Here is a 24358-nt window from a genome sequence, read left to right as displayed (position 1 = left end):
CCCCCCGGGCGAGGCGCCGGACTCTGGCAGATGGATCCTGGCCGGTCAGATGATAGCCTGTCGTGGAACGGAGGGGCGACGTCGAAGGTAGCTAGGTTCTTCATATTCGTCCTTGTTTTCGGTGGCATGGGGCTTGGTTTCGCCGACATGCTGCTCCGTTAAGCTCAGCGATCAGGACCAGCTGGGCCTTGACTGAGCGCAAGACGACCATCGTTGTCCCGACGGTGCTTTTCGCCAAGTAGTTCTGCAGCGCCGGTTGTAACAACTCCGTCCTCCCGATCTGTCGATGGTTTGCCGCTTGCGACCGGATGGGGAGAGCTAAGGCCGCTGCCACCCGAATAACGCCCCACAATGCTCGCCTCGGAGGCCACACCCGGCAACTCCATACCTTCAAGAGCAGGGTTGCGTAGCGCGCTCTGGATATCACGCTCGATCCCTTCCGAACGTTGGTTGGACCACTTGCCGATCGCGGCGTTCCGCATGCCCTCTTGCGTCGAGCTGAGGTTCGTCTCCCAAAGGCTAGGTAGGACACCGTCGGGACTGCTGGCGACTTCTTTGTCGTAATAGCGAGCGAGATCTTGGCGAAGATCTTCCGAAAGGTTGAAACCGTGACTTTCGGCGAAGCTGGCATGCTGCTCCAAGGACGAGGACAGTTCGCGATAGTGACGGGCCTGCTCGTTGTAAGACTCGATGCGGCTAAGGGACTCCTCGATGGCTTTCGTTCGCGACTCACTCTGCTGAGAACGGGAGAACTGACCGGACTGACTGAAGGTCCCATCATTGGTGCTCACGGTCGCGCCAGTGGCATGGTCACGATTGATACCGTCAGTAACGGAAAGTGAATTGTCACGATTGGCAGAGGCGGTGTCCGTATCGCCTGTCGTGTTAGCGCGGGTATAAGTTTGATTGTAACCAGCGTAGGCCTCACCTTTAAGCCCTAGCATACCAGCGGCAGCGCCAATGATGCCTCCGCCCTTTCCACCCTCGCCCGCGCCAATGCTACCGCGAACACCTCCGATGGCCTGATCCGACCAATTGGTGCTCTTGCCGGCTTCGGATTGGCGGCGAGTGCCATTGCCAACGCTCTGGCTATTTTGCACGCCGTCGGTGCCAGTGATCGTGTTGCGATCACTAAGCTCGGTGTTGCTGCCGCTACGAACACCGGAACTGGAGTCGTAACCAGACGAGTTCTCGCTCGACCAGGAATGGCCGTTCCGGAGGGCATTTAGGTGCGAGATCTCGCGACGACTAGCCTGCTCGAACCCGTCCGCAACACGAGCGGCCATCGTCGCCTGACGGCCTTCCGTAGCGACTGACCCCTGCGTCATCGAAGCAGAGAACGGAATATTCGAGATCGCCTTCGACGTATCGTAGACGTTCTGACCGTCGCCAAAGCCGTTCGTTGTCGCGCCGTTGTCGTGCCGGAAGCTGGATGCAAATGAACCGGTCGAGAATGCCGGCGCGTCCGACCACTGGTTGCTCTGACGCATGTTCGACGTCGAGTTCGAGAAGCTGGCATTGCCATATGAGTAGTTGCCTGTGGTCTGCTCAGCGGCTGCAGCCTCCGCAGCGTTCTGCGCCGGCGATAGAACCGACGTTGCCTGGCCCGAGATGCTCATGGCACCCTTGGCTAAGCCAGCTGCAAGGAACGGCACTGACATCAGCATGAAGCCTGCGATAGTCGCAGTTTCAGCGTTAACCGCACCGATACCGGCATAGGACCCTAACGACATGCCGCCATCCGCTACACCCTGAGCCGCGGCTGTCGCACGCGTCATGCAGATCATGTGGAGGATGACATAAAGCGGCCCCCACGCGGCCAGATAGAAGAACCCGGTCAGGTAGCCCTTGAGCGCGCCGACCCCGGTCTGCGGCATCAGGAATAGCGGAAAGATTACCGGGAACATCGCATAGAAGACGACGGTCAGCACGATGTTCAGGATCGGGACCCAGCTCATCGCCTGCTGCGCGATCGAGTTGTACGTGTTGCGCGCCTGGATATCGGCCCGCGTCGTCGCGAACGTGTCAATCGAGGCAGCGCTCGGACCACCGGCCATGCCGTCACGCGCCTGCATGAACGCATTGATCGCCGTGTTCTGCCGAACGATGTTTTCGTAGCCAGCGCTGGACGCCGTGAACGCCTGATTGACGATCGGAACATCGGCCCGCAGCTTCGCGGAGGCGACGGCGGTCGAAAGCTTTGGATAGGTTTCCTTGGCCCAAAGCGACGTCTGGGCGTCGATCATGCTGTGCCAAAGACCATCAAGCATCCCGTATGCCTGTCGGCAGCTGACGATGCTGCTGGACGTTGTCGCGCCGGAGCGCTCTACCCAGGGTTGCGACCGCGCAGCAGAGCCGGGTCCCATCGTTGCCCAGAGGTCTTTCGCGGAGGCGAGATCGGTCATCGACTTCTGGCCGAGCATGACGTCGCCGAACACGCAGTTCTTGAAATGCGACGAAAGGTTGGTCGCGAACTCGGCGTCGCGAATCTGAAAATTGCGCGTCGCATCGAGCAGACGGGCACCATAGACCATGCCGTTCGACGAATAGGTAAGCTGGCTCGGCATCGTGAAAACGGTTTCGGCCGTCCGTGTCAGCCAGTCACCGACCTGACTAGTGAAGCTGGCGATTACCCCCAGGCCGAGGGGCACGTTGTCGACAACGGCGGGAGCCAGTGAAGGATTGATCCGGTCCGTCACCTTAACCGTGACGGTCGGCACCATTAGACACATGTAGATGAGCGACGAGCCGAGGAACCAGTTGAGCCAGACGCGGACGTTCATGGTGAAAGCGACGGCAAGGAGCGAGTAGATCAGCCCAAGAACCATTACCACCTGCAAGAGGGAACGGTAGCCGCCTCCGCCTGTCCAAGCTGCTACCGCGTTGAAGGTGTTGACGATGTATTCGCCACCGCCAATCGTGAAGACCTCAACCATGCTCCGTCACCCGTCCTAGTTGAGACCCTGCGCACTCAGGCCCCGCGAGAAATTCAGCGATGCAGACATTGCCGGCGACATGCTGTTCTGAAGGGTAGATTCGAGCATCACCGACTTGTTGATGAGCGCGATCGTCTGATTGAGCGTGGCCTTCAGCTCGACGTTGCGCTGAGCATACCGGGTGCGTGCCTCCGCAAGCTGGTCACGCCACATCTTGCCCATTTCCGCGTCGGCGGGCTGGACCTGGACGGTCGACTGGCTGATCCGGTCGAGCATGTTCTCGATCATGGAGGACAGGAGGTTGACCGAGACGATCTCGGCAAGCGCGCTGGTCTCGCCGTCGGCAAAGTTTTGGTGCGCCATCGCCTGTACCGCGAGCATCTTGTAAAGCGGGAGCGTCGTCATGTTGAGCAACTGCTGTTCCTGAGCGTCGAGCGCCGCATCGGTACGAATCTTGCCGTTGATCGAGTCGATCATCGCCTTGATCTTGGTGCGTAAACCCGGCCCGGGCCGCAGCGTCTGTTCAGTCATGTTCAGACACTTTTCGTCGTCGTCGCAGTGCAGGATCTTGACCGGTGTGCCGGTGCCAGCGCCATCGAGAAGAGCTGTCACCACCGCATCCTCGGCAGGACCGACGAAGCCGACGATCGCACCCTCGGCCGCCTTGGGATTGATGACGATCGTTCCAACCAGAGTCATCAGGAACTCGGAAAACTCCTTGTCGGTGCCGGCGAACTTGTTCGACTTTTTGATCGCATCCCACGTGTAATTTCGCGGGTTACCGGGGATCTTGTCGGCCATTGCCGGATCGGTGTTGGCGTCGAGCGTGGCGTCTTGTTCCCCACCGGCACCGCAGCCCTGCCGGGAGCGCGCCCAATCGGAGAACTTGCCTTGGCTGTTACCAACCGCCGCGCAGACCGTGGATCGTGCACCAGCCATTTTCGGCCATACCGAACCGACCAACCCCTGGGCCGCTTCACACGACGAGATGTTCATCTGGTTCATCTGCTGCGCTTTGTTGGCCATGCTATCCATGACCTTGCCGATCTCGGGCGAGACGCTGTCGATCGCGAGCTGGAAGGCAAAGCCCAACGCGTTGTTGGCAGTCGCCTTCAGCATGGCAACCATTTCAGCGCCATTGATGAAGCTGAAGGAGCCGGTGAAGAGGTCGATGCCACCGCAGCCTGCCGAGACCTTGGGCATCTGCAGGTTGAACGGCTGCACGCTCTTTTGCGGAAAGCGCGTCCAGACGTTGCCCATCGAATAATAGCCAGCGGTCTGCCCCTGATAGGCGCTCGGCCCGGTCACGTTCGCGGCCCCGCCCGCATCCTGGAAGAAGCTGTTCATCTGCCCAGCGACGTCCGCGCGGGCCATACCAACGGGGATCATGCTCGCGGCACCAAGGCTCATAGCGACTGCAGCCGTCCGGCGAAGGAGGGCGCGGAAGGGGGAGGGACGAGGAGAAGGGGCGATCGACATCAGAAGTCACTCCCGACCTTGGCGTTGGTGAGCATGAAAATACGCTCCATCACTTCGTCTGCCGACATGACGCCAAAGCCGATCGGGACGGTTTTGCGGGTGATGGTATCGAACAGCACCAGTGCCGGCGTTGCGAGCGGCACGCCCATGCGCTGACGCTGGCCGCTATCAACGACGTAGTTGGGAAACTGGCGGCTTGGACCACCGTCCGTCGATACCGCCATCACCGTGATGCGGTGGCTTTCGGCAACCGAGCGCAGGATCGGCGAGAACACCTCACAGGCAGCACAGGACTGCGCGAAGAAGTAGAACATACCGTAGCGCTGGCCGAGCCGTGAAAGGACCTGGTCACGCGTAGCAGCGCGATTGTCCGTCCATGCTCGCTTGCCGACGGTCGAGACCGGCCGCTGCAGCGTGTAATCGATGTCCGGGTTTTGCCAGAGCGCACGCTGCCAGGTGTCGGAGAAGGTCGACGCGCGATCGAGCTGCTCACGCTGGTAGCGGACATAGGCGATCACATTCGCCTCGCTTGGCTCGAGGATGGCCCGGGCTTTAAGCTCATCCAGCTGTTTGGTGATCGCCTTTAGCTGCGACGTCGACGACTGCTGCGGCTGCGCGGACGCTTGTGGGGTGGATGGCTTCGCCTTGGGTCGCTCGCAATAGAACCACTGGCCTAGTTTGCGCTCACCGCAATAGAAGTCGCCGCCTTGCTGCTGCTCCCCAGCGTCAGACGTCCGATCAAATTCCGGTTCGACCACAGTGTTTCTGGCCTCGGCATCGTCGTCACCGATCGCATCAGCCATCGCTGCGCTCTGCAGGTCGACGGATTGCGCGAGCGCCGGCGTGGCCAAGGGCGCCGTAGCTGCAAGCAGCATAAGAACGCTAGCGGTTAGCCGCCCGGTACGCTTAGTCTTGATCGTCGTCATCATCATGCTCCCCGTCGAGCTCAATCATTGCGAGTTTGAGAACTGACATCATCGCGGCGACATCGAGCATCCTGGTGCCCTGATCGAGCATCCGGACGATGCCGCGAAGGTGGCTGCGACCGTGCTTCCGCCCCTTGATGGTCGCGCGCATTCCGGTTTCGCGGCGGACAAGCCAGCCCTTGTCGGCCATGCGCGGAAAAGCCTGCTCGACCTCGTGCGGATCGATGTCGCACTGAAACCAATGCGAGATGGTCTGTGCGACCTCACCGGCCGAGGTGCCCCGACCGGACCGATGGATGCGGAGGAAAATGGCAAGATCGAGCACCGACATGTCGATCGAACATAGCCCCCCCGGACCGCTTGCATCATTTGCTCCCGTGAAGGTCATAGTACCCCTGAATTTTGGTTTGAACGTCGGCCATCACGGAGACCTCACTGGGCAGCTTTGCTGCGTCCATGAACTCCGCATAGACCTCGGAAAAATCCATCTGACTCAGGTCGAGGCGCTGAAACTCCTCGATCGTGAAGCCCTTGCAGGTCTCGTCCTTGGGCTTGGCCCAAGCTTTGCCAATCTGCTGACGGCCCTGCTCCTGGAGGATGCGCGAGAGCTTGCTCCCGAAGCAGCAATACGCATCCTTCGACGTGACGCAGACGCCCAGGATCTTGCCCGAACAATAGGACCCGACCTTGTGGCAAAGACCCTTGTCGTCCTTCTCGTCGAGCTGCTTTTCGGCAGAGCTACACAGCCACGGCGTCAGGAGCGGTACGCCGCTGCCTGAACAGCAATTCGACGCACCGAAGATCTTCTTGTTGCAGGTGCCCCGTTCTCCAGAAAACACGGCTAGGTTGGCTGGGTCGAACTGCTTGCCGGCGTCGCCGATCGAGTGAAGCGCGACCAGCGCGTCCTTGAACTCAGTCGAGGCCTCGCGCTCGATCGTCTCGCAGCTGCCGTTGAGGCAATAAACGTCGCCGCCACAGACATACTGCTTGTCGGTGGGCGCCTTATCGTCGGGCAGGGGGCAGCTATAGACGCGCTGCGACACCTTGCATGCGCCGCTCTGCGGATCGTCGAGACATTCGTCGCGAAGGAACTTGCACAGCTTGTTGTCGTCGAGCGCGCTGCAATCGCTGGCCGGCGTGAGACGCTGACAGGTGAAGGAACGCGACCAGGCCCAGCATGCTTGCGTAACGGGAACGCCCTCAATGATGCGGGTCTCAGGGCCTTCGGTGCAGACCTCAGTCGCTTGCGGGACACACGTGGTGTCGGCAGCCAGCGCCGGGCAGGTGCCCTCGTTGCGGGCGACGGTAACGCTGAGCGTCCCTTCTTTCTTCAGATAGGCCATACCAGTCGCAAAGTTGTGGTGGCTGCCGATCTCTGCGGCCGACAATTCGGGATTGCAGGAATACAGCTGCGCCGTGCCGCTGACATTCTTCTTGCAGTATTTGCGGTAGCCTTCGACGTCGTTCCCGCCGGCGCCAAGATCGATTTGCGCGTCGCAGATGTGCTTGGAGACCGGCTCTGCACGGCAAACGCCGGCATTGACCTTCGCCTGCATGACGCTGTTTTTGGCGAACCCGTAGCCCTCGTTTTTGTCGAGAACGCCGTAGTAGAACCAGCGCGCGGTGTTGATGACGGTCGGCACGAGGTTTCCGCGGCAGGCCTCGACCGTGTCCGTAACTTTCGACCCCTTGTTGCAGGTAGCCTCGTAATAGCCTTTTGAACCGACGGGAGGAGGAAGGGCCGTGCATGTACCCTCCGCGCCGCCAAGGTTCTGGCCGCCCAGATACGTGTCAGGGTCTTTCTCAATCGCGGTGCCGCGCGAGGTCGCTGCCAGGATCTCGGCATTGCTGAAGGTCGCTCGCGTGCGTGCGCGATCGGTCACCGTGCCGAACGCCTCATCGGTGCCGGCCTTCGAACCACCATCGACCACCAGCCGGTCGGGGTCGTCGAAATAGACCTTCTCCGCCAGATCGGTGCCGCCATAGCCCGGCAGTTGTGAGAGCTTGGCGTCGTTCGGCCCGAGGCTTTCGTCAGCGCGCATCGTTTTGCCGAGATCGGCGCCCTGCTTGCGTGCTTCCTCGATCGTCGTCTGTGCGACGACGCCGCTGGTGGCGCCCGCCAGGACGCTCAGTAGCAAAGAGAAAGCGATGCGCTTCACTCAGACGCCCTTGGCGAGATTGCGCAGCGCAACCGACGCCACGCCGGCACCGGGGCCGTGCGCCGCAACAAAGGTGTCGAGCACGTAGCGAACCGAGACGTTGCCCGTGATCTTGTCGTGGGTCGGCACCGAGGTGGTGCAATTCAGGCCCGAGCAGAGATCGAAGTCGGTCGATACGGCGACATAGGTCGGGACCGCCTCGACGTTGAACGCGCGAAAGAGCCGGGGATCTATCCCGACATTGGACAGCTGATCCTTGTCGGTGACGACCTTGCCCAGCATGGCGCTGAAGGCCTTCATCGAATTGTTCGGGAAGCCCCGGAAGACGACGACGCCGCCCGCCTTTGCAGTGTCGGCAATGAGCTGTCGCAAGGCTGCTGGCGGCATCGACAGGCTGGCAAAGGCGATGAACTGAGGCGCGTCACCCTTGGTGCCGGCGACATTCTGGCTTGCGCCCTTGATGATTTCGTCGAAGTCGAACGCGCCGTCACCGTTCACTGGTAGATCGGCTTTTGCGAGCGATGCGAGATTTGCGCCGCTCTTCGCCTGGATGGCCACGGCTTCCTCGCGAAAGACATCGCCGCGGTTGCGGACGTGTTCGGCAAAGATGTCGGCGTCACCCTGCATGGCGGCCGAACGACGCTTGATGGCCTCGAGGTCGAGACCGTCGACGGTCTGGGCGATCGCCTGGATGCCGGCGAGACCGGCAAGTGCGGCGATGACGATGGTGATGCGGCGCATGATTGTCTCTCCTCAGAGCACGCAGCAGTTGCGCTTGCGCCAGACGAGGTAGCCCATGTCCTCGCCCTTCACGGGGAAGGACCGGCCTGCCTGCGGTGGCATGGTCGAGGCTCCGAGCGGCGAGCAGGCCATCTTGCCGCTGACCATCGGGATCGGATTGACCATCTGGACGCGGTATTGCTGCTTGCGCAGCACCGGCATCGGATACTTGTTGCAAAGCCCCTTGGAGCCCATCGTTCCCCAGGCGAGGCCCTCGCGGTGGATCTTGAACGCGAAGCGGGCCAGCGCGAGACGCGACGCCTGCACATGGCCGATCGAGGCGGCGATGTTGCCGTTGACCGGGTACATCGGCCCCTGACAGCCAGCGCACCAGAAGGTCGCATCGAGCGGCAGCTTGGCGGTTGCCGCGATGCAGTCGCCGGCGCACGCAGCCTGCGCGATCGGCGATGAGAACAGCACGGCTTCCGGGTTGATAAGCGCGGTAAGCGAGTCATCCTGCCAGAGCGGGTCGACCTCGGTCATGTAGGCGATGTCGAACGACGCCTGCTCGAAGCACAGGAAATCGGTCAGGATCTCTATCCAGTAGAGCAGCGGATAGACGTACCAGTGGACGTGCCACTTGGACGTGTTCTGCCCGTTTCCGCCGGTCTGCGATGGTCCAGACAACTGGCCCTGGCCAATGTCGAAGCCGGGCGCGATCTTCGTGCCACCCAGATTGACGAAGCACCACGGCTTGGTGGTGACGTCGGCAAGACGAACGGGCTCCCAGAAGCCGGCCGAAATGCCAATGCGCGGCACCGGACTGCCACACGCGCAGACGGGGAGGGACGGGTTTTCCGTATCGGCGCGATTGCTCGGCCAGATCTTGAGGCCGCCCACCGAAAGCGGGAACAGGCACGACCAGCAGACGTCGGTGATCGGGTTGACGAATTTGCCCGAGCACTTCGATTGCGCCTCCGCGCGCGGGCTCAGCGTCATCGATAGCACGAACGCACCGAGCATAAGCGTGAGGAGGCGCAGAAGCTTCACGCGCGCTCCTCCGCCGACTGAGCGGCGTCGAGGAAGGCGTTGTCGGCCCGGTTCTTCCGGAAGACGTACAGGGCGGTATGCAGCGCCGTCGTGGCAAGGATGGCCGCCACAATGAACGAAGCCGGACGGCCGAACAGCGCAACAAGCGGCGAGATCGCGATCACGCCAACGCCGGACAGAACGCAAAGCACCTGAAAGGTTCGCCGCATTGCGCGAAGATCGTCTGTTTCAGGAGCCGCCATTGGCGTGCGCAGGAGATCGAGCCACAACGGCATCAGCTTATTCCCTTCAGCTTGATTTCGGAGAGCTTCAGGACGCGTCCATTCTGGACGGCGACGGCCGGCGTGTGCCGAATGCCGAGTTTGCCGGTGAGGCGACCTTCCTGGTCGAAATAGAAGCGCCGTTTGCGGTTGGTCATCTCCTCGATTGGCGAGCCGTTCACGAGGATGATCTTTGCTTTCATGTCGCTGTACTGCGACGTCGCCCATTCCATCTGTGCGGCGTCATCGCCGTCGACGAAAACAAGGGCCTGATGGACCGCCACGAAATCGAGCGGGTTCACGGTCTGGCCGGCACGAGCGATGTAATTGCCCTTCTGGTCCTGCACGTCCCGCTCGATGACGATCGTCGGATCATAGGCCCAGCTGCGTGGCTCCGTCGTTGTGGTGATCCCTGCGACCGGCTTCGGCCGACGCACGCGCGCCTCGGACCGCTTGGCGAACTCCGCGTTCATACGGTCGATCCCGCCGGTGGCTTGGAGACGCTGCAGGCGGGCCTCGATCGTCGTCAGCAAATCTGGCTCGATGATCGGAAAGGCCTGGCCGACGACGCCGTGGTCACTGGCGATCGCAACGGAGGAGGTCAGCAGCGCGCTGACCGCGAACATCACACAGAGATCGAGGGCGGTCCTCACAGGATTGGGTCCCCGACGCCAACGATCTTGTTCGAGCAGGCGTAGCCGATCGCGGCATAGCGGCTGTCGAAACCGTCCTTGTGCGGGCTGCCGACATAGTGGCAGCCCTGTGGGATCACGCCCGTCGGGCCGGCTACCAGCGGCTCACCCAGTTTGGTGAAAGGCTTCATGTGGCTGACGAGCTTGCCGGCGACGAACACATCCGCGCCGCGGTGCACGACGGTATCACCCGGCATGCCGTAGACGATCTTGCCGAACATCTGCTTCTTCGCACCGAAATGCTTGATGACGAGCGGCACGGCAGGCGGCACGAAAAAGACGTATTCGCCACGCTTGGGCACTGCCGTCTTGTGGATGACGAATGCCCAGTTCGGCAGCGATTCCGACGCGTTGATGAGCAGCCCGTGCGTGTCCCGCCACTCCGCGATCGCGTTCAACGATATCCCACCGGCGACGAACAGGCCAAGCGCTGCCCAGAGGCGTTTGCGGGGACGGAAGCCCTCGGCCACTGCTGGCGCCGCAATTGCCTTACTGGCCACCGGGACCACCAAAGCTCGAGACCATGGCACCGGCAACCGACGGATCAACCGGTGCGACGTCCTGCGCAGTGGCGGGGGCAGGCACTGCGGCAAAGGGGTTCGGCGCGGCGGGAACGGGTGCGACCTGCGCCATTTCGACAGGCGCGATCGCCGGCGCGGCAGGCACCTGACCCTGCATCATCGACCCCATCTGCGCGGGCGTCGCCGGCATCGGTGCCTTTACGCCAGACGCGTAGACGGCTCTGGCCACGTCGGCCGTGATGTCGGGCACGCTCTTGGACAGAACTGCCTCCCCGACGAGAACAACCTGACCAGCCGCACCGCGACGCTGCAGCTCAGTATCGAGCGATGCCATGAACGTGCGCATCTGCGCCTGGACCTGATCGGGCGGGGTCGCGCTACGGGCCTGCGCCTGCACATACTCGCCAACGATCCGGGACAGGTCTGCCTTGACGATGTGCTGCGGCATTTCCGCCATCACCAACTTGGTGACCCACATGGCCCAGACCAGCGCAAGAACGAGGGCGGCAGCGATCAGCAGTTGCGCGGCGGTGTAGCCGGCGAACGCCGTCTTGCGCCGGACTGTGATCGCGGCAGGAGCGGTCATAGCGGGCTCGGCCGTGGGGGTGTCGACGGCCTCGGTCATGCGCCGTGCTCCAGGCGGGCGGCATCACGTGGCAAAATAGCGTGACGGCGGAAGAACATGATCGCGCCGGAGATGACCATATGAACGATACCGACGATCATCTTGAATTGGTCGAGCCGGCCCACGTCCGCTGCGAGGTAGCGGCTGGTCATGTTCTGCAGATGGTTCATCATGCCATCGAGCGAGAAGCTGCCGAGCGCCAAGAAAAACAGGACGAAGACGCCCCATGTCATCAGTAGGGTCGTGGCCATAAAGCCCGCGAAGTGTAGGCCGAAATAAAGGAAATAGCCGTAGTTGACCTTGCGTGTCGTATGGAGGGGCTGAAGAACGGTTGCCATGGTGGTCACTCCGCTGCGATCGCCAGCGCGTCATCAGCGCTCGGATCGGTCCATTTCTCTGGGTTGTCGGGGTAAGCGACCCGTTCGATCGCCTCTTCCATCGTCAGGCCCTGCGCGAGCAGGTCATGGATGGCTGCGAAGGTGCGGGGCGATGACGAGTAAACCGTCGCCGAATAGGGATCGAGGACGAGCCGGCCGACTGCCAGCGTCTCTGGACCCTTAATCATCACGTCGGAATATTCGGAGCCGTTGCGCTTCAACGAGCGGAGCAGCGCGTCGGTGTAATCGTCCATCTCGAAGCGATCGTGCTTCTTGAAGTTGGCGATCGTTTCCGCCTTCTGCTGCAGGATAACAAACCAGTCGCTGTTCTCCAGCGCGGCTTTGGAACCGTCCGACTTGTAATAGTCGTTGAGGCTCTGCGTGGCGGTCACCAGCGATGCGCCGTATTTGCGGCAGGTACGTGCATAAGCTTCGATGAAATCGGCCATCGAACCGCCCTTCAGCATCTGCCACGCCTCATCGAGCAGCAGCGCCTTGGGGACCGAGCGGTCTTCGCGGCGCATCGCCTGGCTCGCCATAAACATGATCGCGGTTAGGGCGACCGAACGAAGTTCCTCGCGCGACGACAGATCCGACAGTTCGAACACCGTCAGGTTGTTCTTGAGCTGGAAGGACACCTCGCCCTCGAAAAAGCGGCCATAGGTGCCGTCGGTCGAGAAGGGGCGCATCGCGATCGCGAGATTGATGGCGAGCGGGTTTGTAGTTTCGTCGAGCGCCGCGATGACGTCGTTGACCGAGCCTTGCCGACCTTTCTCCGCCCAGACCTTGTTGATCGCGCCATCGATCAGGCCGCGCTCGGTATCGTCGAGCTTGTCGATGTGCCGCGCCATCTGGTTCACGATCGATTTCAGCATGGCGAAGCAGTCCATGAGGTAATCCTCATCGGTTTCCGCCAGCACCGGATCGATCATCGAGAACGGGTTGATGCAGAAGCCCGAGGACATCGTAAACTCGACGAACGCGCCGCCCTGCAGCTTGCAGGAATGCTCGAACGAACGGCCGTCATCGATCACGACGACCTTGGCACCGGCGCCGACCATCGAGGAGCAAAGCTCTTGCAGTGCGACCGACTTGCCCGACCCCGACTTGCCGAAAACCGCCACGTTATGGTTGCCCGCCGTGTTCTCAAACGGCGACCAGAAAAAGGGCTGACCCCGCCTGCCGATTAGCATCAGATGCGGGTTGTTGCCGCCCAGATACTCACCCTGCAGCGGCATCAGGCTTGCGGCCGTAGTGGTCAGGACGGTGCGCAGGCGCTTCATGTTCTTGAGGTCGAACGACAGGCCGTTGGCCATCGTCATCGGCATCGCAGCGAGCAGTCCCTGGATTTGCAGATAGCGATCGTCGAGCAGGTCCCAGCCTGCCGCGCGGTACACCGACTTCAGGATGCGCTCATTCGCGTCGCCTTTGCCCTTCGGGCTGAACGATGTGACCGAGTAAAAAGCCTGCACCAGCTTGCGGCCTTGGCGCAGCTCGTCCTTCACGAAACGCCACTCTTCGGACTGGTCCTTCAGCTGTGGAAGCATGCGCGCGGACTTGCTGTCGGCGAGACTGGTGGTGCGCATGAACTTCCGGCCGGCGCGCTGCCCGGAGGCTTCGGCGTCCGGGAAGTCGAGGCACAGGTTGGTCGACACCGGGCAAGGCATGCGCAGCTTGTCGGCGAACATGTCGCCGATCAGCTTGGCCATGTCCCAGGGCGCCCAGCGCTGCGGCAGGTTGCGCACCGAGAAGGAGCGCACGTCAAACGTGTCTGGATAGATTTCGCCAATCTCGGGCGCGTTCTCGACGGTCTTGCCGGTAGGGCGAAAGCGCTCGGTGCGCAGCAGAATGCGGTCCGGCTCGATCTTCATTTCCAGATCGTGGCGCACCGCCTGGTCTGCGATTGGGTCGAACGGATTGTAGGTGATCGTGTCGTCACCAGGCGCCGTCGTCGGCGAGGTGATGTCGTCGATCCACGAGATGAGGCCCTTGGGGTCGACTGCGCGCGCATGGACGCCGAGCGACTCCAGCGCCGAGATCAGCCCTTCCATGACCGAGGTAATTTCCTCGTTCGAGACGCGGCTCGATTCCGGCGTCGAATAGGACAGGCCGAGGCGGTGATTGCGCAGGCAAAAGGGAGCTGATGCTGACAACGAGTTCCAGACGCCGCCCATCAGATACTCGGTGCGGTGCCGCGCCATGCGCTCGTAAATGCCCGATGCCGAATAGCGCGGCATGTACCACTGCGAGAGCTTCTCGCTGATCCGCGGGCTCATCCAGCCATGGACCTGCAGGGCACCCGGCGTCGGAATGCCTTCCGACAGCAGCTGGGCCAGCATTTCGTGGCTTTGCTCAGTTGCGCCGATCATCGGCGTTGCCTCGAGGAAGAACCCGCGTGAGGCGCTATTGTAGTAGATTTGCGTCTTCGGATCGTAGCTGCGGTAGGGCAGCCAATGGACAAACCGCGGGACAACCGAGTCCGGACGGCCGTTCTCAGGCTTGGCGGAGTCGCCGAGGAGCGTGGCAAGCAGGCCCTTAAAGATGCTCACTGGACAACTCCGGGGAACGAGGATGCGCGTAGCACGGGCAGCGGGTTCGCCGTCTTTGTCGCCTCCCGCGCTTCAGGTTCGGCGCGAGCAAGACCGGCACGGATGGCGGGGTTAGCGCCCACTGCGGCGATCGCGGTGCGACCAGCCGGGGTTACATACTTCGGCGCTGTGAGTGCCGAGGTGGACGTGACGGCCGGACGGACAGGCGCGGGTGAGGAAAGGGGTTTGGCGGCGGTGGTCATGCCGACCGCGACCGGAAAGTTTGGCGTGGGGGACGTAGACTTCGAGCCATAGGTCACAGCGGGCGGGGTGCGGAGTGCCGATGGCGATACCGAAAGGCGACGCGGGGCTTTCGAGAGCCGACGCGCGACCTGGTCCTTGATGTCACCGACAGGATCCGCCTGAACGCGAGCGGCAGCAACCGCAGCGGCGCTTGGCATATCTGGATCAGCAGTCGCAGAATCCTCCATGAAAGGAGGATCGGCACGGTCAACAGCTGCAAGCAGCGTGTCGCCGCCCGTTGCCGCCTGAACTTGTGCTGGCGTCGTCGCGACCGCGTTGCTCGCCAGCGCGCGCTGCCATTCGCCGCGCTCGACGACGGCATGGACCGCAGTCTGTTCGTGCAGGCGACCGGCACCGTCGATCTGCGCCGGGAAGACGATGCGAAGCACGCGTTCCTGGCTACGCGCAGGCGCAGTGGCAGCGGTATCGAAACCGCGGCCGGCGCTTTGCGGCGCGCTGTAGGGACCAGCGGGCGTAATCATGCGATCGCCATCCTCTCCGGCGATCATTGCCAGAGCGCGATCATCGATCGTCGAACTGGGCGCGCAGATGCCGTCGGGTGCGACGCAGGTGAAGCTGCCCTTGATGTTGCCGCCCATTGTCGTGCAGCCGGTCATCATGGTGCCGGAGGCGAGGGCGACCGCGAGACAAACATGGACCTTATTCACGACCGGCCTCCAGCGATGAAGGAGGCGAGCGCCTCCTTGGGACGATAGCCCTCGATCATCGCGCCATCGGCGCGGACGATGACGGGTGTTCCGTTCAGGCCGTGCGAGCGAGCGAAGCGCTCATTGGCATCGAGGCCTGAGGTGTCGCAGGTGGCGGCGTTGCGCAGAGGCTCGCCGGCATAGGCCTGATGCAGCGCGGTCTCGCGGTTCTTGGCGCAATACACCTGATTGGCGAGGTCACGACTTCCGAGAACAGAGATCGGACGTTCGACGACACGCACGTTCATCGACCGCAACGTGTTCGAGAGTGCCCGGCAATAGCCGCAGCGGAAGTCGCTGAAGACTGTTACCGTCTTGCCCGTCTGGTTGCCCCACACGATTGCGCCGTCCTTGGGGAGGCCATCGAGCGAAATGCGCGAAGGTGCGGCCGGGGCAGAAGCGCCGACAGCCTTGGCAATGGGAGGCTCGCCGCCCTCGGGTGCATTGTTGGCCTTGGCAGCACCGCCAATCAGCGTGTCCGGATTGATCTCGAGGAGGCGGGTTGCGGTCAGATCTTGCCGCGTCTCCATGTCGTAGACACGACCGATAACGAGATAGCGTCCCGACCGATCGACGTAGAACAGGTTGTTGCCGGCCGTCACTTCGCAGAGGCCATCGACGACTGCGCAGTCGACCTTGCTGACCTGCGTCTTGGGCAAGCGAGCTTTCAGGAGGGCGATCACCGATGCGTCTGCCGGACGAAGCGCGGCATAGGCGGCCTTCGCGCCGATCGCGGCAGCAACGAACGCTGCGACGACCAAAAGAAGGACCAGCACCCGACCAACGGTCAGACGCCTGTCGGCGGTGCTATCAGTTCCGAACATAAACACCCTCCAGGAAGACGATTTCAACGTCGACGCCGGTCGGCATTTCGATGACCGGCTGGTACTGCTCGGCACGCTCGATCAGGTATTTCGAGACCATGTCGCCAGCCTCGCCGACGCCATTTCCGATCCCGCCTTGCGCGATATCACCCATGCCGAGCTGCTGGCGCTTGCCGTTGACCTGAACATTGCTGCCCTGGAGGAAAGAGTTCGAATTGGCTGCGAAACCCTTTCCGATCCCGCCGACGAGGCCTGCAATGAAAGCTTGGCTGACGAGTGACCCTTCGCGGCTGACGACACGTCCGCGAACGCCGGTTTTGCCACCGAACGCGATGAAGCCTTTGACCTCGGACACCGCGTAGCGCCCACCCGGCTGAGGGCAGGTCATCTTCTGCAGCTTCACATAGACCTTCTCGCTCGACAGCTCGCCGCGGGCGGCGCCGTTGATGAGGCAGCCTTGGATCTTCGTGGTCAGAAGCTTGCCGTTCTGCAGCACCGATCGCGCAGGGCCGGTGACGCGCAGGACGACGGGCAGGGGGTCGGTCTGGCTGTTGACCCCGGCTGCGGCATCGACACCGACGATAACCTTCGCGCTGGCAAAGCTGTTGGGTGGAAGGTAGTTCGGACTGTCGGTGTAGACCGTGTTGCCCTTGGAAACCTTCGAGGCGTTACCGGCCTCAGCGGAGCCAAACGAGACCATTTTAACTTCGCTGAGGCGCGCAGGGGGAAGGTCCGGACCGGGAGTAGCGCCTGCCGCGCCGGGCCGACCGTAGAGGGCGGCGCTACCAGGGCCGTACATTGCCTGCGGCCCAGGCATCGGGGCAGGCGCTGCGGCACGCTCGTTGACCTGCCGACGCAATTGATCGTTTTCGGCCTGATAGGCGGATACGACGCGCTGGCCGTCGCTCGACATCGACTGGTTCTGCGCGCGCATCGCATCGAGCTGCTCGGCTAGCTGCGCGACGCGAGCGTTGGTGCCCTCGACACCCTTCAGCTGGTTTTCGTTCGACTGGAAACGGTTCTCCGACTGCGCCATCCACTCCTGCTCGGACTTGGTCTTGTTGGTCATGTCGCTGACCGAAACCGTCTTCTTGTCCGCGCTATCGGGATCGATCTTCTTGACCGCGTCGTCACCGCCAAAGATCCAGAAAGACGATGCGACGAGAACCACGCCGCAGCCTACCGCCAGCTTCATCTGCTGCTTCTTGCGGATCTCGACGTTGCCATCCAATTCCGAGGCGATCGGGGATACTCCGTCGCCGTCAACGACTTCAGGAGCGTCGAGCGGTTTACGCTCGCGAGAGAAAATATCTTTGATACCCATGGCTTAGTTTCCGTTCCGCGAGACGAGGTAAGCGGTCGTGACCCGACCAGGCGCGAGCTTAGGTTCGGCGATCGAGACCGCGAGTGCGCTCGATGGCGCCACGCTGGCCTCGGTCAGCACAGTTTCCTTGGTGCCCTTGTTTTCAATGCGCAGGACGCGGCCGGTGAGAGCGTCGCCGCGATATTCAGCGATCATCTGAACCTTGAGGTCGCCGACATAGACGGGCTTGAGCGAGCGCTGACGCATCTCGAAACCGTCGACCGTCTTGTTGGCGTACATCGCCTGCACCAGCGTCACAGCGGCTTCTTCCGGCGAGGACCTTTGTGCGACCTTGGTGGTCGTGCCGGCTTCCGCCGCATCGGCCTTGGCAATCGCCGGGTTCGAGACGAACACCTGCACCGCCTGGTCGCCGCTGATCCGGCACTGAAACTTATAAACGTAGCCGCGCTTGCTGGTGCCGAAGAACGACAGGAGCTGGCGGCCAAAGCCCTCCGGCACCGAAAGGTAGATGTCGCCGCGGACCGGCTCGTTCACGACGGAGAAGTCGTCCGAGGGGTTGCCGGTATTGATCTTGGACACACCAGCGAACTCGTCACCGACAAGGCTGATCCGGGTGAGATCCTTGGCGGACGCGTTGCAGGATACCTGCGCACCGTCGTCGGCCATTAGCGTCTGGTCGCCAGCCGCGAAGGCGGGGGCCGCAAAGACGAAGATCGCCACGGCAATTAGAGCGGCACCGGCGATGCGGCTCAGCCAGCAAAAGTTGCGGCTGGAGAGGGCAGTGCCGAGCGCAGCACTGCCAAAAGCGTAGATTGCGGTCACATCGCAGCTCCCGGACGGGTCTTGGGTTGGACCATGCTGAAGCCGACGAGCTTCAAGGTCATGCCGGCATATTCCCAGTCGTAGACAAAGGTCCGCTGCTCGGATGACACGATTTTCTGGCCGATGACCGTGTTGAGCTTGCCCGACACGGTGGACTGGAGCGCCTTGGGGTCGATCTCCATGCCCTCGAGCGTAAAATACTGCGACATGCTGGAGCCGCGCTGCTCATCGACGATCTTGAGGAGGTCGGCTTTGATCTTGCCCTGCGACTTGGGCGAGACGATCGCGAGAACCGACTTAATCCAATAGTCGAGGCTGCTCGGCGTGCGGTTAAGCGTCAGCACGGCCGTGTCGCGGGTCACAAGCTCCAGATACTCGCGCGAGACACCCGACGTGGACAGCGTGACCGGCGAGCCAAGAACAGGCTGCAGCACGATTTCGCGGCTACGTGTCGCCGACATCAGGAGCAGGAGCGCAACAAAACCGGCAAGAACCAGTGCGGCTATACCGAGGACATTACGCTGGCGAAGGACGCGCTGGCTTTGCGCGTGCTGGTAGGAAAAATCCATGTCAGCCCACCATTAGTCGGAGGTAGGAAGGTGGCGTGGCGCGCAGCGACGGGAAGCCGCCTGGCAGATGCCAATACGCCAGATGAATCAGCCACGACGTTGCCCGTCCCGCCTTTGCCCTCCTAAGGGCCCACCAGCCTAGGACGGCTAAGCCGATCCCGATGACGATGTGTTGGGACAGGATCCCCCAAGTGAAGGGGATAACCATCGCGAGGAACTCGTCGAGCGTCCAGAACCCGATCAGCTCAGGATCGTCGAGGTGCGATGGGATCACGTACTTATCGGCTGACATCACGCCACCTTCAAAGACGGTGCCGGCGAAGCTGCTATCAACGCCGGCACCGGGCCGGTTCAGATGGTGGCGGTGACGGTCGAGGTGACGATCGGAATGCCGGTACCGGCACCGACGCCCACGCCGACCGGGATTGCGACCTGGCCGAGCGAGAAGCGACCCGATGCCAGACCGACGACGCCGCCAGCCAGTGAAAGGACGGTGATGATCTTGCCACCCGAACCTTCGAGAAAGCCCGTGAATTTTGCGAGGGCGGTGTCGAACGTTGCGTCGGCGCCGGCGAAGGCAGGGTGGGCCATCAGCACTGCGGCAGCAGCCGTGCCGATGACCGCCAAGGTGGTCGTCTCGGCACGACGGCCGATCTTAAGCATGGTCTTCATGGTAAGGAGTCTCCCTTCGATCGGGCGCATTTCAGCACGCCCACAAAAAGGCTGGTGGCGTGGCATCGAAGCGGCAACTCCAAATTCATGGAACCTTGAGGCTCCGGGAGCATCGCGGGCGCTACGAAAGAGATTCTCACCTTGTGGCTGCAAAACTGTCGCGCACGTGCGACATCTTTGCCCCTTTTCGAACCCGCCGGCTCATATATGAGCTAGTCGAACCGACGATGCTTCGGGCGGGGCGGAGGTGAAGCGTCGTTTCGCCGGATTGATTACATGTGGCTGGAAGGACGATTCGGGCCAAATCTTGCTCTTCGCGCTATCCTCATTTATGTCGCGGCGCCGCCACTTGGTGACGACGGGATTGTCCGAAAAACTTGATATTACGATCGCTGAACGTTCAGGACAGTTTGCGAGACAAAAAGCTTCAACTCGAACCGCCATGTCTTCCGGTGAGGCAGGACCCGCCGCCTAATTACGCTGAAAAGCACGGGTCGGCGACAAAAAGGCATCGGCATGAAGCTGATGTGTTTGAAACAATACTACGGTAAACTTCGTCCCTCCGGAAATGGCACGCAACCGTTCCGCTGCCTCACGCAACGGCGAGATCAAACGGTGAGATCAATACGATCCGCGGGCCGTGAATCTAGGCTGCGATCGCGCGCGCTCAGATCCACCGGCGGACGAGGCAGAGTGCCCTTTCGAACTCGGCGGCGTCCTGTTCGTCGGCATCAAGCCGGCGATCATGATCCGCTCGATTTCGGGCCGCGTCAGTTGAGCCTTGATGTATATCGCACGATCTGCCCGTGTATGCTCAGTACGTTCGGCCTGAAAAATACAAAGGACGAGCCTCACAAGCTTACTTGCGCGGCGCAGAAGTCGCGCACCTCGTAAGATAACAGCGCATCAGAGATATCGTTGATAGACAAAACGACCGGCAGCCAACGTCTGAGGGCGGGCTGCAATGATGCCAAATTGGCATCGATTAAGGTTGCGCACTGCGGTCAACGCGTGGAATCCTTCGTTCAGATATGGAGGATCCCGTGAGTGCGATTTCCAGTTCAGGGCATGCTAGTCCAAAGACCGTCCCAAGCAGCCGTACTATAATTGATTATATTCTCTTCAAGGTAGACGGCAGACGTGTCAGCATTCGAAGGCTCGGAGAACTGGCCGGCATCAACCACAGTAGATGCGCTCGCATCCTGCATAAAGATCCGGCGCGGCGTCATGAGATCAAGATTTACGAACTATCACAGATCCTCGACGTCCTGAATGTCGAATTCATAGAGGCAGCCCTCGCGAGCGATGCCTGGCGTCACGATCCGGTGATCCCGCACGCTTCCGTCGAGCGCGCCGCAATATTGACATCTGAGTTTGTCCGAGGACTTCCAGCAAAAATTATCGGTATCGTTGGCGAAATACAAGGTCTCGACTGCCTCGATATCAGAAAAGAGCAGGGCCATCCTCTAAAGTGTTTGATCATACAGATAATTAGCAAGCATTACGCGGAGATAGCCCGGCGTCGCGATGTAAGGATAGAATTTGAATATAAGATATAGGCTTTAGGCACTGATGCAGCTCAGCCGCTCGAGGCTAAGTATGGAACCGCAGTTCTCTTTGGCTGCCAAGCGAAAGGCACTTACTTGCGACAATTGTCAAGAGTCGAGGGCGTCCGACGACACATACTTCAAGGGCTGCGCAATGGTGATCAGCGACCTGGCGCTGTCATCAACGTAAAGGAAATAGCGGCCGGCTTGGGTACGAGCCCGACGCCCGTCAGGGAAGCGCTCGAGCGCCTTGCAGGGGAGGGCATCGTTCATGCGGGGCGAGGCGAGCGAGGGTTTTCGGTTCCCCGCTATGGTGCGCGCGAACTGTCAGATCTTTACCGACTGTTGGAGACACTGTTGCAAATTGCTCACCGAGATCACGGCCCGCTCAAGTCCGACGAAGACATACGCGTAAGTATCGAAGACGGAGCTCCAGCTTTAGCTGTCGAGAGCGTGTTGAGTCATGTAGCAAGCCGAACCACAAGCAGGATTCTGTCCGGCGAAATCCGTCGGATCATCAATATCCTCGGCCCTTACCGTATTGAAGAGCCCAGAATTATTCCAAACTGGCGAGAAGAGCTGGGGGATCTACGCGCGAGCCTGACTGCCAATGACCAGGTTGCGAAATCAATCCGATTTCATACAAAGCTCCGATTGCAGCAGGTCGCTGCGTTGATCGCATCGGTCGACGAGGATGATCACGGCCAAATATATTGAAGATATAGCAAGAATAGAGACGCGCATGATGCTCTATTAGCCGGGCCGCGATGGTGCGGCGTACAGGAAGGAAATGATCATGAAGACGTTCTCGCTCATTGATCTAGGCCGCGCGAGCAAGGTCACCGCCGCATCGCTGATGGGGCCGGTCGCAGAGCGCGACAGCGTTACCCTGCGCAACTATATCTGAAGGGTCGGCGGCGTCTTCGGGCGCCGCCGCATTCATGTGATTGCGCTATCCAATTTTGCCTATGGCGTCGTCATCGGCTCGGACGCCATCCTGCTAGATGTCCGAGCTGACCGCTATCACGCGATGGTAGGAGCAGCGGCTGACAAAGATGGACCGATCCCCTTGCCAGAGACCGGCCGACATCTGGTTCCGGAAGCATGGACAGCACTGATTGAGACAGGGTTGGCATTCCGGGGATCGGGACGCGGCTTCAGCAATCTGCACAGGCCCGAACATGCGCTTGTGCTCTCTGAAGACATTTGCGAGCGCTCCACCTTGCGTGACTCTGTCGATCTGGTCGTTGCGATCATGACCGCCCGGTGGAGATTGCGGAGAGGCCTGCCTTGTCGCTCTTACAACGCGACGAGGCGGGCGCCCAACGCAGCGACCGTGACTGCACTGCATTCCGCCATGACGGCATTGCGCAGGGTCAGATTGTTCATCCCGACACCTCGACGCTGCCTTCCGGCATCGTTGATCACGGCTTTGTTCCTGGCGCGTCGTGGCGTCACGACGCAGATCGTGTTTGGCGTTCGATCCTATCCGTTCGAGGCGCACTGCTGGGTCGAGCACGACGGCGTCGTCGTTGACGACGACCTGGACAAGGTATGCGCCTTCCTACCGATCGTGGTGGGACATCCATGAACACCCGCTTCGTTGTCGTGACCACGCGACGTGATCACGCGGTCGAGCGAGCATGCCGGATCGCGGATCACCTGAAGTCGCACGGGCTTCAGGAAGTCCGTCGGAGCAGTCGGCAGATCTTTCTCGCCTCGCCGGGCGCATCGTTCGAGGCTTTCGGCCCCGCGATCACGATCTTCGGGACGCTCTATGGACGTTGCACGCCGCCGCAAGGTGGTCCTGCCGGCGCAGACGGCGGAACGACTGAGCGGTTGGCGCGAAGGCTCACAAACTCCTCATGGGGACGGTACGTGGCGTTTTTCGAAACGGACGACGATCTCGGGGTGATGGCCGACCCTTCAGGTGCGGGCATTGGATACGAGGTGGCGGACGAGGAGGTATCGCTGCTGTGCGACCGGGTTGATCCGCCCCTTCTGCGGGCTGCGGGGTTCACAGGCCGTGTTGAGCTGAACGCATTGCACGGATGCCTTATCGACCCGACCACTGCGATACAGGCCAAATTCCTGCGCGGCGTGGAACGGCTCGTCCCGGGCCGACTATATTCCCTGCTCGGGCGGCATGCACCGGTGGCAATATGGTCTCCGGCGACCGTCGCGGAGAGACGGGACGATCCAGAAGATCGTCTACGCGCCAACCTCGACCAGACGCTTTCGGGGCTAGGGTGCATACGGCCACTCGTCCAGCTGTCGGGCGGACTTGATTCCAGCATCGTCGCATCAAGCCTTGCCGCCATCGCTCCGATGACGCGCGCCATGACCGCAACGTCCGCAGCGGGCGACGTCGAGGAGACGCCTCACGCCCGATCCGCCGCAGCGCATGCCGGTGTACCGTTGACCGAAAAGCGGTCCGATGCCTTTCCCAACTATCGGTCCTTCTTTGACGCACCTCAGATCGCACACCCCTATCTTCATGGGCTCGACGACCTCTTTGCACACAGCGTTGAGGACGCCGGCTCCGACATGGGCGCGGACGCTGTAGTGACAGGGCAGGGGGGCGATGCCCTGTTTTTCCATCCGCCAAGCCCGCTGGTGGCCGTCGACCGGAGACGGGCGTTGGGCAGTTGGGTAGCGTGGCGCTCGCTTCTCGATGATGCTCGGCGCAGCGGGAGCACCATCTGGCACCATCTGATTCCTGCCGAGCTGGATCGGTTCAGGCAAACGCAGATTCCGTCTCACACCATGGTTCCCCCGTGGGTGGTTCGCGACAGGCAGTCTTCGACCCTGAACGAACCACACCCGTGGACGGCGGATGCGTGGAGTCTGCCTCCTGGCAAACGGCTACACATCATGATGCTGGCCAACGCGCAGATATTCCATTCGGAACGCCCAACTCCGAGCCAGATGCCCCTGCATCATCCGTTGCTCTCCCAGCCTATGATGGAAGCGGCGATGTCCATACCGGTCTGGATGCTGGCATCGGGGTCGCTCAATCGGGGACTCGCCAGACGCGCCTTCGCTTCGCGAATTCCAGTCGACGTCGCACGGCGCGGTTCAAAGGGGGAGGCGACCGTCTTGTACGGCAGGGCGGCGGTGGCGAATCTCCAGTTTCTGCGCGAGACTCTGCTGGGCGGCGTTCTGGCAAGCTGTGGCATCGTCGATGAACAACGGTTGGAGCATCTGCTGACACCGGATCATCTGTTCTATAGTCTGCACAATCACTCGCTGATACTTCTGGCAAGCTGCGAAGCCTGGCTCAGGGCTTGGCGGTAGCCTGCGTCAGCTGCCTGGCG

At 61.5% G+C, this 24358-nt stretch carries 25 protein-coding genes; 5 read left to right on the top strand and 20 right to left on the bottom strand.

All coding sequences use genetic code 11. The features are described from left to right. Nucleotides 1-164: 164 nt before the first annotated feature. The 20 genes from C8J43_RS17845 to C8J43_RS17750 all read right to left on the bottom strand — a co-directional run bounded on the left by C8J43_RS17845 (nt 165) and on the right by C8J43_RS17750 (nt 19494). On the bottom strand, nt 165-2936 hold the full coding sequence (locus tag C8J43_RS17845; protein WP_133032061.1) for a conjugal transfer protein TraG N-terminal domain-containing protein: 2772 nt from the start codon (nt 2934-2936) through the stop codon (nt 165-167). Between the two features lie 15 nt (nt 2937-2951). Next, nucleotides 2952-4346 (bottom strand): conjugal transfer protein TraH, encoded by a 1395-nt coding sequence (locus C8J43_RS17840; RefSeq protein ID WP_243645663.1) that lies wholly within the window; start codon nt 4344-4346, stop codon nt 2952-2954. 68 nt (nt 4347-4414) lie between these two features. Then, a complete protein-coding gene (locus C8J43_RS17835) occupies nt 4415-5341 on the bottom strand; it encodes a conjugal transfer protein TraF (RefSeq protein ID WP_243645662.1) in 927 nt (308 codons plus the stop codon). After that, nucleotides 5322-5672 (bottom strand): hypothetical protein, encoded by a 351-nt coding sequence (locus C8J43_RS17830; protein ID WP_056678275.1) that lies wholly within the window; start codon nt 5670-5672, stop codon nt 5322-5324. The genes C8J43_RS17835 and C8J43_RS17830 overlap by 20 nt, the downstream gene beginning before the upstream one ends. Nucleotides 5673-5706: 34 nt before the next feature. Continuing rightward, the gene (locus C8J43_RS17825) at nt 5707-7500 is read right to left on the bottom strand and encodes a conjugal transfer protein TraN (RefSeq protein ID WP_243645661.1); all 1794 of its coding nucleotides are present in this window, start codon (nt 7498-7500) and stop codon (nt 5707-5709) included. Next, entirely contained in the window at nt 7501-8241 is a 741-nt protein-coding gene (gene trbC / locus C8J43_RS17820) for a type-F conjugative transfer system pilin assembly protein TrbC (RefSeq protein ID WP_133032059.1), read from the bottom strand. A gap of 12 nt (nt 8242-8253) precedes the next feature. Beyond that, nucleotides 8254-9243, bottom strand: coding sequence for a conjugal transfer pilus assembly protein TraU (gene traU, locus C8J43_RS17815; protein ID WP_133032082.1), 990 nt, complete (start codon nt 9241-9243; stop codon nt 8254-8256). A 23-nt stretch (nt 9244-9266) separates the two neighbouring features. Then, nucleotides 9267-9545, bottom strand: a complete 279-nt coding sequence (locus C8J43_RS17810) for a hypothetical protein (RefSeq protein WP_133032058.1) — start codon at nt 9543-9545, stop codon at nt 9267-9269. Further along, nucleotides 9545-10156, bottom strand: a complete 612-nt coding sequence (gene traW, locus C8J43_RS17805; protein WP_133032057.1) for a type-F conjugative transfer system protein TraW — start codon at nt 10154-10156, stop codon at nt 9545-9547. Before traW ends, C8J43_RS17810 begins: the two co-directional genes overlap by 1 nt. 23 nt (nt 10157-10179) lie before the next feature. Then, nucleotides 10180-10731: a S26 family signal peptidase gene (locus C8J43_RS17800; RefSeq protein ID WP_133032081.1), complete on the bottom strand. Its 552-nt coding sequence runs from the start codon at nt 10729-10731 to the stop codon at nt 10180-10182. After that, complete coding sequence (locus C8J43_RS17795) at nt 10712-11368, bottom strand: TrbI F-type domain-containing protein (RefSeq protein ID WP_133032056.1); 657 nt, start codon at nt 11366-11368, stop codon at nt 10712-10714. The genes C8J43_RS17800 and C8J43_RS17795 overlap by 20 nt, the downstream gene beginning before the upstream one ends. After that, entirely contained in the window at nt 11365-11706 is a 342-nt protein-coding gene (locus C8J43_RS17790) for a hypothetical protein (RefSeq protein ID WP_133032080.1), read from the bottom strand. The genes C8J43_RS17795 and C8J43_RS17790 overlap by 4 nt, the downstream gene beginning before the upstream one ends. A gap of 5 nt (nt 11707-11711) precedes the next feature. After that, nucleotides 11712-14294 (bottom strand): type IV secretion system protein TraC, encoded by a 2583-nt coding sequence (gene traC, locus C8J43_RS17785; protein ID WP_133032055.1) that lies wholly within the window; start codon nt 14292-14294, stop codon nt 11712-11714. Then, the gene (locus C8J43_RS17780; protein ID WP_133032054.1) at nt 14291-15244 is read right to left on the bottom strand and encodes a conjugal transfer protein TraV; all 954 of its coding nucleotides are present in this window, start codon (nt 15242-15244) and stop codon (nt 14291-14293) included. Before C8J43_RS17780 ends, traC begins: the two co-directional genes overlap by 4 nt. Beyond that, nucleotides 15241-16107, bottom strand: coding sequence for a DsbC family protein (locus C8J43_RS17775; RefSeq protein WP_133032053.1), 867 nt, complete (start codon nt 16105-16107; stop codon nt 15241-15243). The genes C8J43_RS17780 and C8J43_RS17775 overlap by 4 nt, the downstream gene beginning before the upstream one ends. Continuing rightward, nucleotides 16094-17431, bottom strand: a complete 1338-nt coding sequence (locus C8J43_RS17770; RefSeq protein WP_133032052.1) for a TraB/VirB10 family protein — start codon at nt 17429-17431, stop codon at nt 16094-16096. Before C8J43_RS17770 ends, C8J43_RS17775 begins: the two co-directional genes overlap by 14 nt. Before the next feature lie 3 nt (nt 17432-17434). Beyond that, nucleotides 17435-18253: a type-F conjugative transfer system secretin TraK gene (locus C8J43_RS17765; RefSeq protein WP_133032051.1), complete on the bottom strand. Its 819-nt coding sequence runs from the start codon at nt 18251-18253 to the stop codon at nt 17435-17437. Then, complete coding sequence (locus tag C8J43_RS17760) at nt 18250-18822, bottom strand: type IV conjugative transfer system protein TraE (RefSeq protein WP_133032050.1); 573 nt, start codon at nt 18820-18822, stop codon at nt 18250-18252. Before C8J43_RS17760 ends, C8J43_RS17765 begins: the two co-directional genes overlap by 4 nt. Before the next feature lies 1 nt (nt 18823). Continuing rightward, nucleotides 18824-19114 (bottom strand): type IV conjugative transfer system protein TraL, encoded by a 291-nt coding sequence (traL, locus tag C8J43_RS17755; protein ID WP_031439148.1) that lies wholly within the window; start codon nt 19112-19114, stop codon nt 18824-18826. Nucleotides 19115-19173: 59 nt separating this feature from the next. Further along, nucleotides 19174-19494 (bottom strand): TrbC/VirB2 family protein, encoded by a 321-nt coding sequence (locus tag C8J43_RS17750; protein ID WP_133032049.1) that lies wholly within the window; start codon nt 19492-19494, stop codon nt 19174-19176. A 640-nt stretch (nt 19495-20134) separates the two neighbouring features. Here C8J43_RS17750 and C8J43_RS21985 point away from each other — a divergent pair. The 5 genes from C8J43_RS21985 (at nt 20135) to C8J43_RS17730 (ending at nt 24338) form a co-directional block, all read left to right on the top strand. Further along, nucleotides 20135-20272 carry a hypothetical protein gene (locus C8J43_RS21985; protein WP_165899672.1) on the top strand — a complete coding sequence of 46 codons (138 nt, stop codon included), beginning with the start codon at nt 20135-20137 and terminating at the stop codon, nt 20270-20272. Nucleotides 20273-20537: 265 nt separating this feature from the next. Beyond that, a complete protein-coding gene (locus C8J43_RS17745; RefSeq protein ID WP_133032048.1) occupies nt 20538-21053 on the top strand; it encodes a hypothetical protein in 516 nt (171 codons plus the stop codon). An 84-nt stretch (nt 21054-21137) separates the two neighbouring features. Continuing rightward, nucleotides 21138-21758 (top strand): GntR family transcriptional regulator, encoded by a 621-nt coding sequence (locus tag C8J43_RS17740; protein WP_133032047.1) that lies wholly within the window; start codon nt 21138-21140, stop codon nt 21756-21758. 226 nt (nt 21759-21984) lie between these two features. Continuing rightward, entirely contained in the window at nt 21985-22632 is a 648-nt protein-coding gene (locus C8J43_RS17735) for a lasso peptide biosynthesis B2 protein (RefSeq protein WP_133032046.1), read from the top strand. Beyond that, nucleotides 22629-24338: an asparagine synthase-related protein gene (locus tag C8J43_RS17730; RefSeq protein WP_165899671.1), complete on the top strand. Its 1710-nt coding sequence runs from the start codon at nt 22629-22631 to the stop codon at nt 24336-24338. Before C8J43_RS17735 ends, C8J43_RS17730 begins: the two co-directional genes overlap by 4 nt. Nucleotides 24339-24358 lie beyond the last annotated feature (20 nt).

It is taken from the genome of Sphingomonas sp. PP-CE-1G-424, from assembly GCF_004341085.1.
Lineage (GTDB): Bacteria > Pseudomonadota > Alphaproteobacteria > Sphingomonadales > Sphingomonadaceae > Sphingomonas.
The sequence above is the reverse complement of the archived record's forward strand: the minus strand, read 5'-3'. Positions and strand labels throughout refer to the sequence as shown.

What these genes read in the sequence shown, in the direction of transcription:
- C8J43_RS17770 (WP_133032052.1), bottom strand. Translation starts at nt 17,431, where the DNA reads ATGGGTATCAAAGATATTTTCTCTCGCGAGCGTAAACCGCTCGACGCT.
- C8J43_RS17775 (WP_133032053.1), bottom strand. Translation starts at nt 16,107, where the DNA reads ATGTTCGGAACTGATAGCACCGCCGACAGGCGTCTGACCGTTGGTCGG.
- traU (WP_133032082.1), bottom strand. Translation starts at nt 9,243, where the DNA reads ATGCTCGGTGCGTTCGTGCTATCGATGACGCTGAGCCCGCGCGCGGAG.
- C8J43_RS17760 (WP_133032050.1), bottom strand. Translation starts at nt 18,822, where the DNA reads ATGGATTTTTCCTACCAGCACGCGCAAAGCCAGCGCGTCCTTCGCCAG.
- traL (WP_031439148.1), bottom strand. Translation starts at nt 19,114, where the DNA reads ATGTCAGCCGATAAGTACGTGATCCCATCGCACCTCGACGATCCTGAG.
- C8J43_RS17835 (WP_243645662.1), bottom strand. Translation starts at nt 5,341, where the DNA reads ATGACGACGATCAAGACTAAGCGTACCGGGCGGCTAACCGCTAGCGTT.
- C8J43_RS17810 (WP_133032058.1), bottom strand. Translation starts at nt 9,545, where the DNA reads ATGCCGTTGTGGCTCGATCTCCTGCGCACGCCAATGGCGGCTCCTGAA.
- C8J43_RS17840 (WP_243645663.1), bottom strand. Translation starts at nt 4,346, where the DNA reads ATGAGCCTTGGTGCCGCGAGCATGATCCCCGTTGGTATGGCCCGCGCG.
- C8J43_RS17730 (WP_165899671.1), top strand. Translation starts at nt 22,629, where the DNA reads ATGAACACCCGCTTCGTTGTCGTGACCACGCGACGTGATCACGCGGTC.
- C8J43_RS17830 (WP_056678275.1), bottom strand. Translation starts at nt 5,672, where the DNA reads ATGTCGGTGCTCGATCTTGCCATTTTCCTCCGCATCCATCGGTCCGGT.
- C8J43_RS17795 (WP_133032056.1), bottom strand. Translation starts at nt 11,368, where the DNA reads ATGACCGAGGCCGTCGACACCCCCACGGCCGAGCCCGCTATGACCGCT.
- C8J43_RS17845 (WP_133032061.1), bottom strand. Translation starts at nt 2,936, where the DNA reads ATGGTTGAGGTCTTCACGATTGGCGGTGGCGAATACATCGTCAACACC.
- C8J43_RS17790 (WP_133032080.1), bottom strand. Translation starts at nt 11,706, where the DNA reads ATGGCAACCGTTCTTCAGCCCCTCCATACGACACGCAAGGTCAACTAC.
- trbC (WP_133032059.1), bottom strand. Translation starts at nt 8,241, where the DNA reads ATGCGCCGCATCACCATCGTCATCGCCGCACTTGCCGGTCTCGCCGGC.
- traW (WP_133032057.1), bottom strand. Translation starts at nt 10,156, where the DNA reads ATGTTCGCGGTCAGCGCGCTGCTGACCTCCTCCGTTGCGATCGCCAGT.
- C8J43_RS17750 (WP_133032049.1), bottom strand. Translation starts at nt 19,494, where the DNA reads ATGAAGACCATGCTTAAGATCGGCCGTCGTGCCGAGACGACCACCTTG.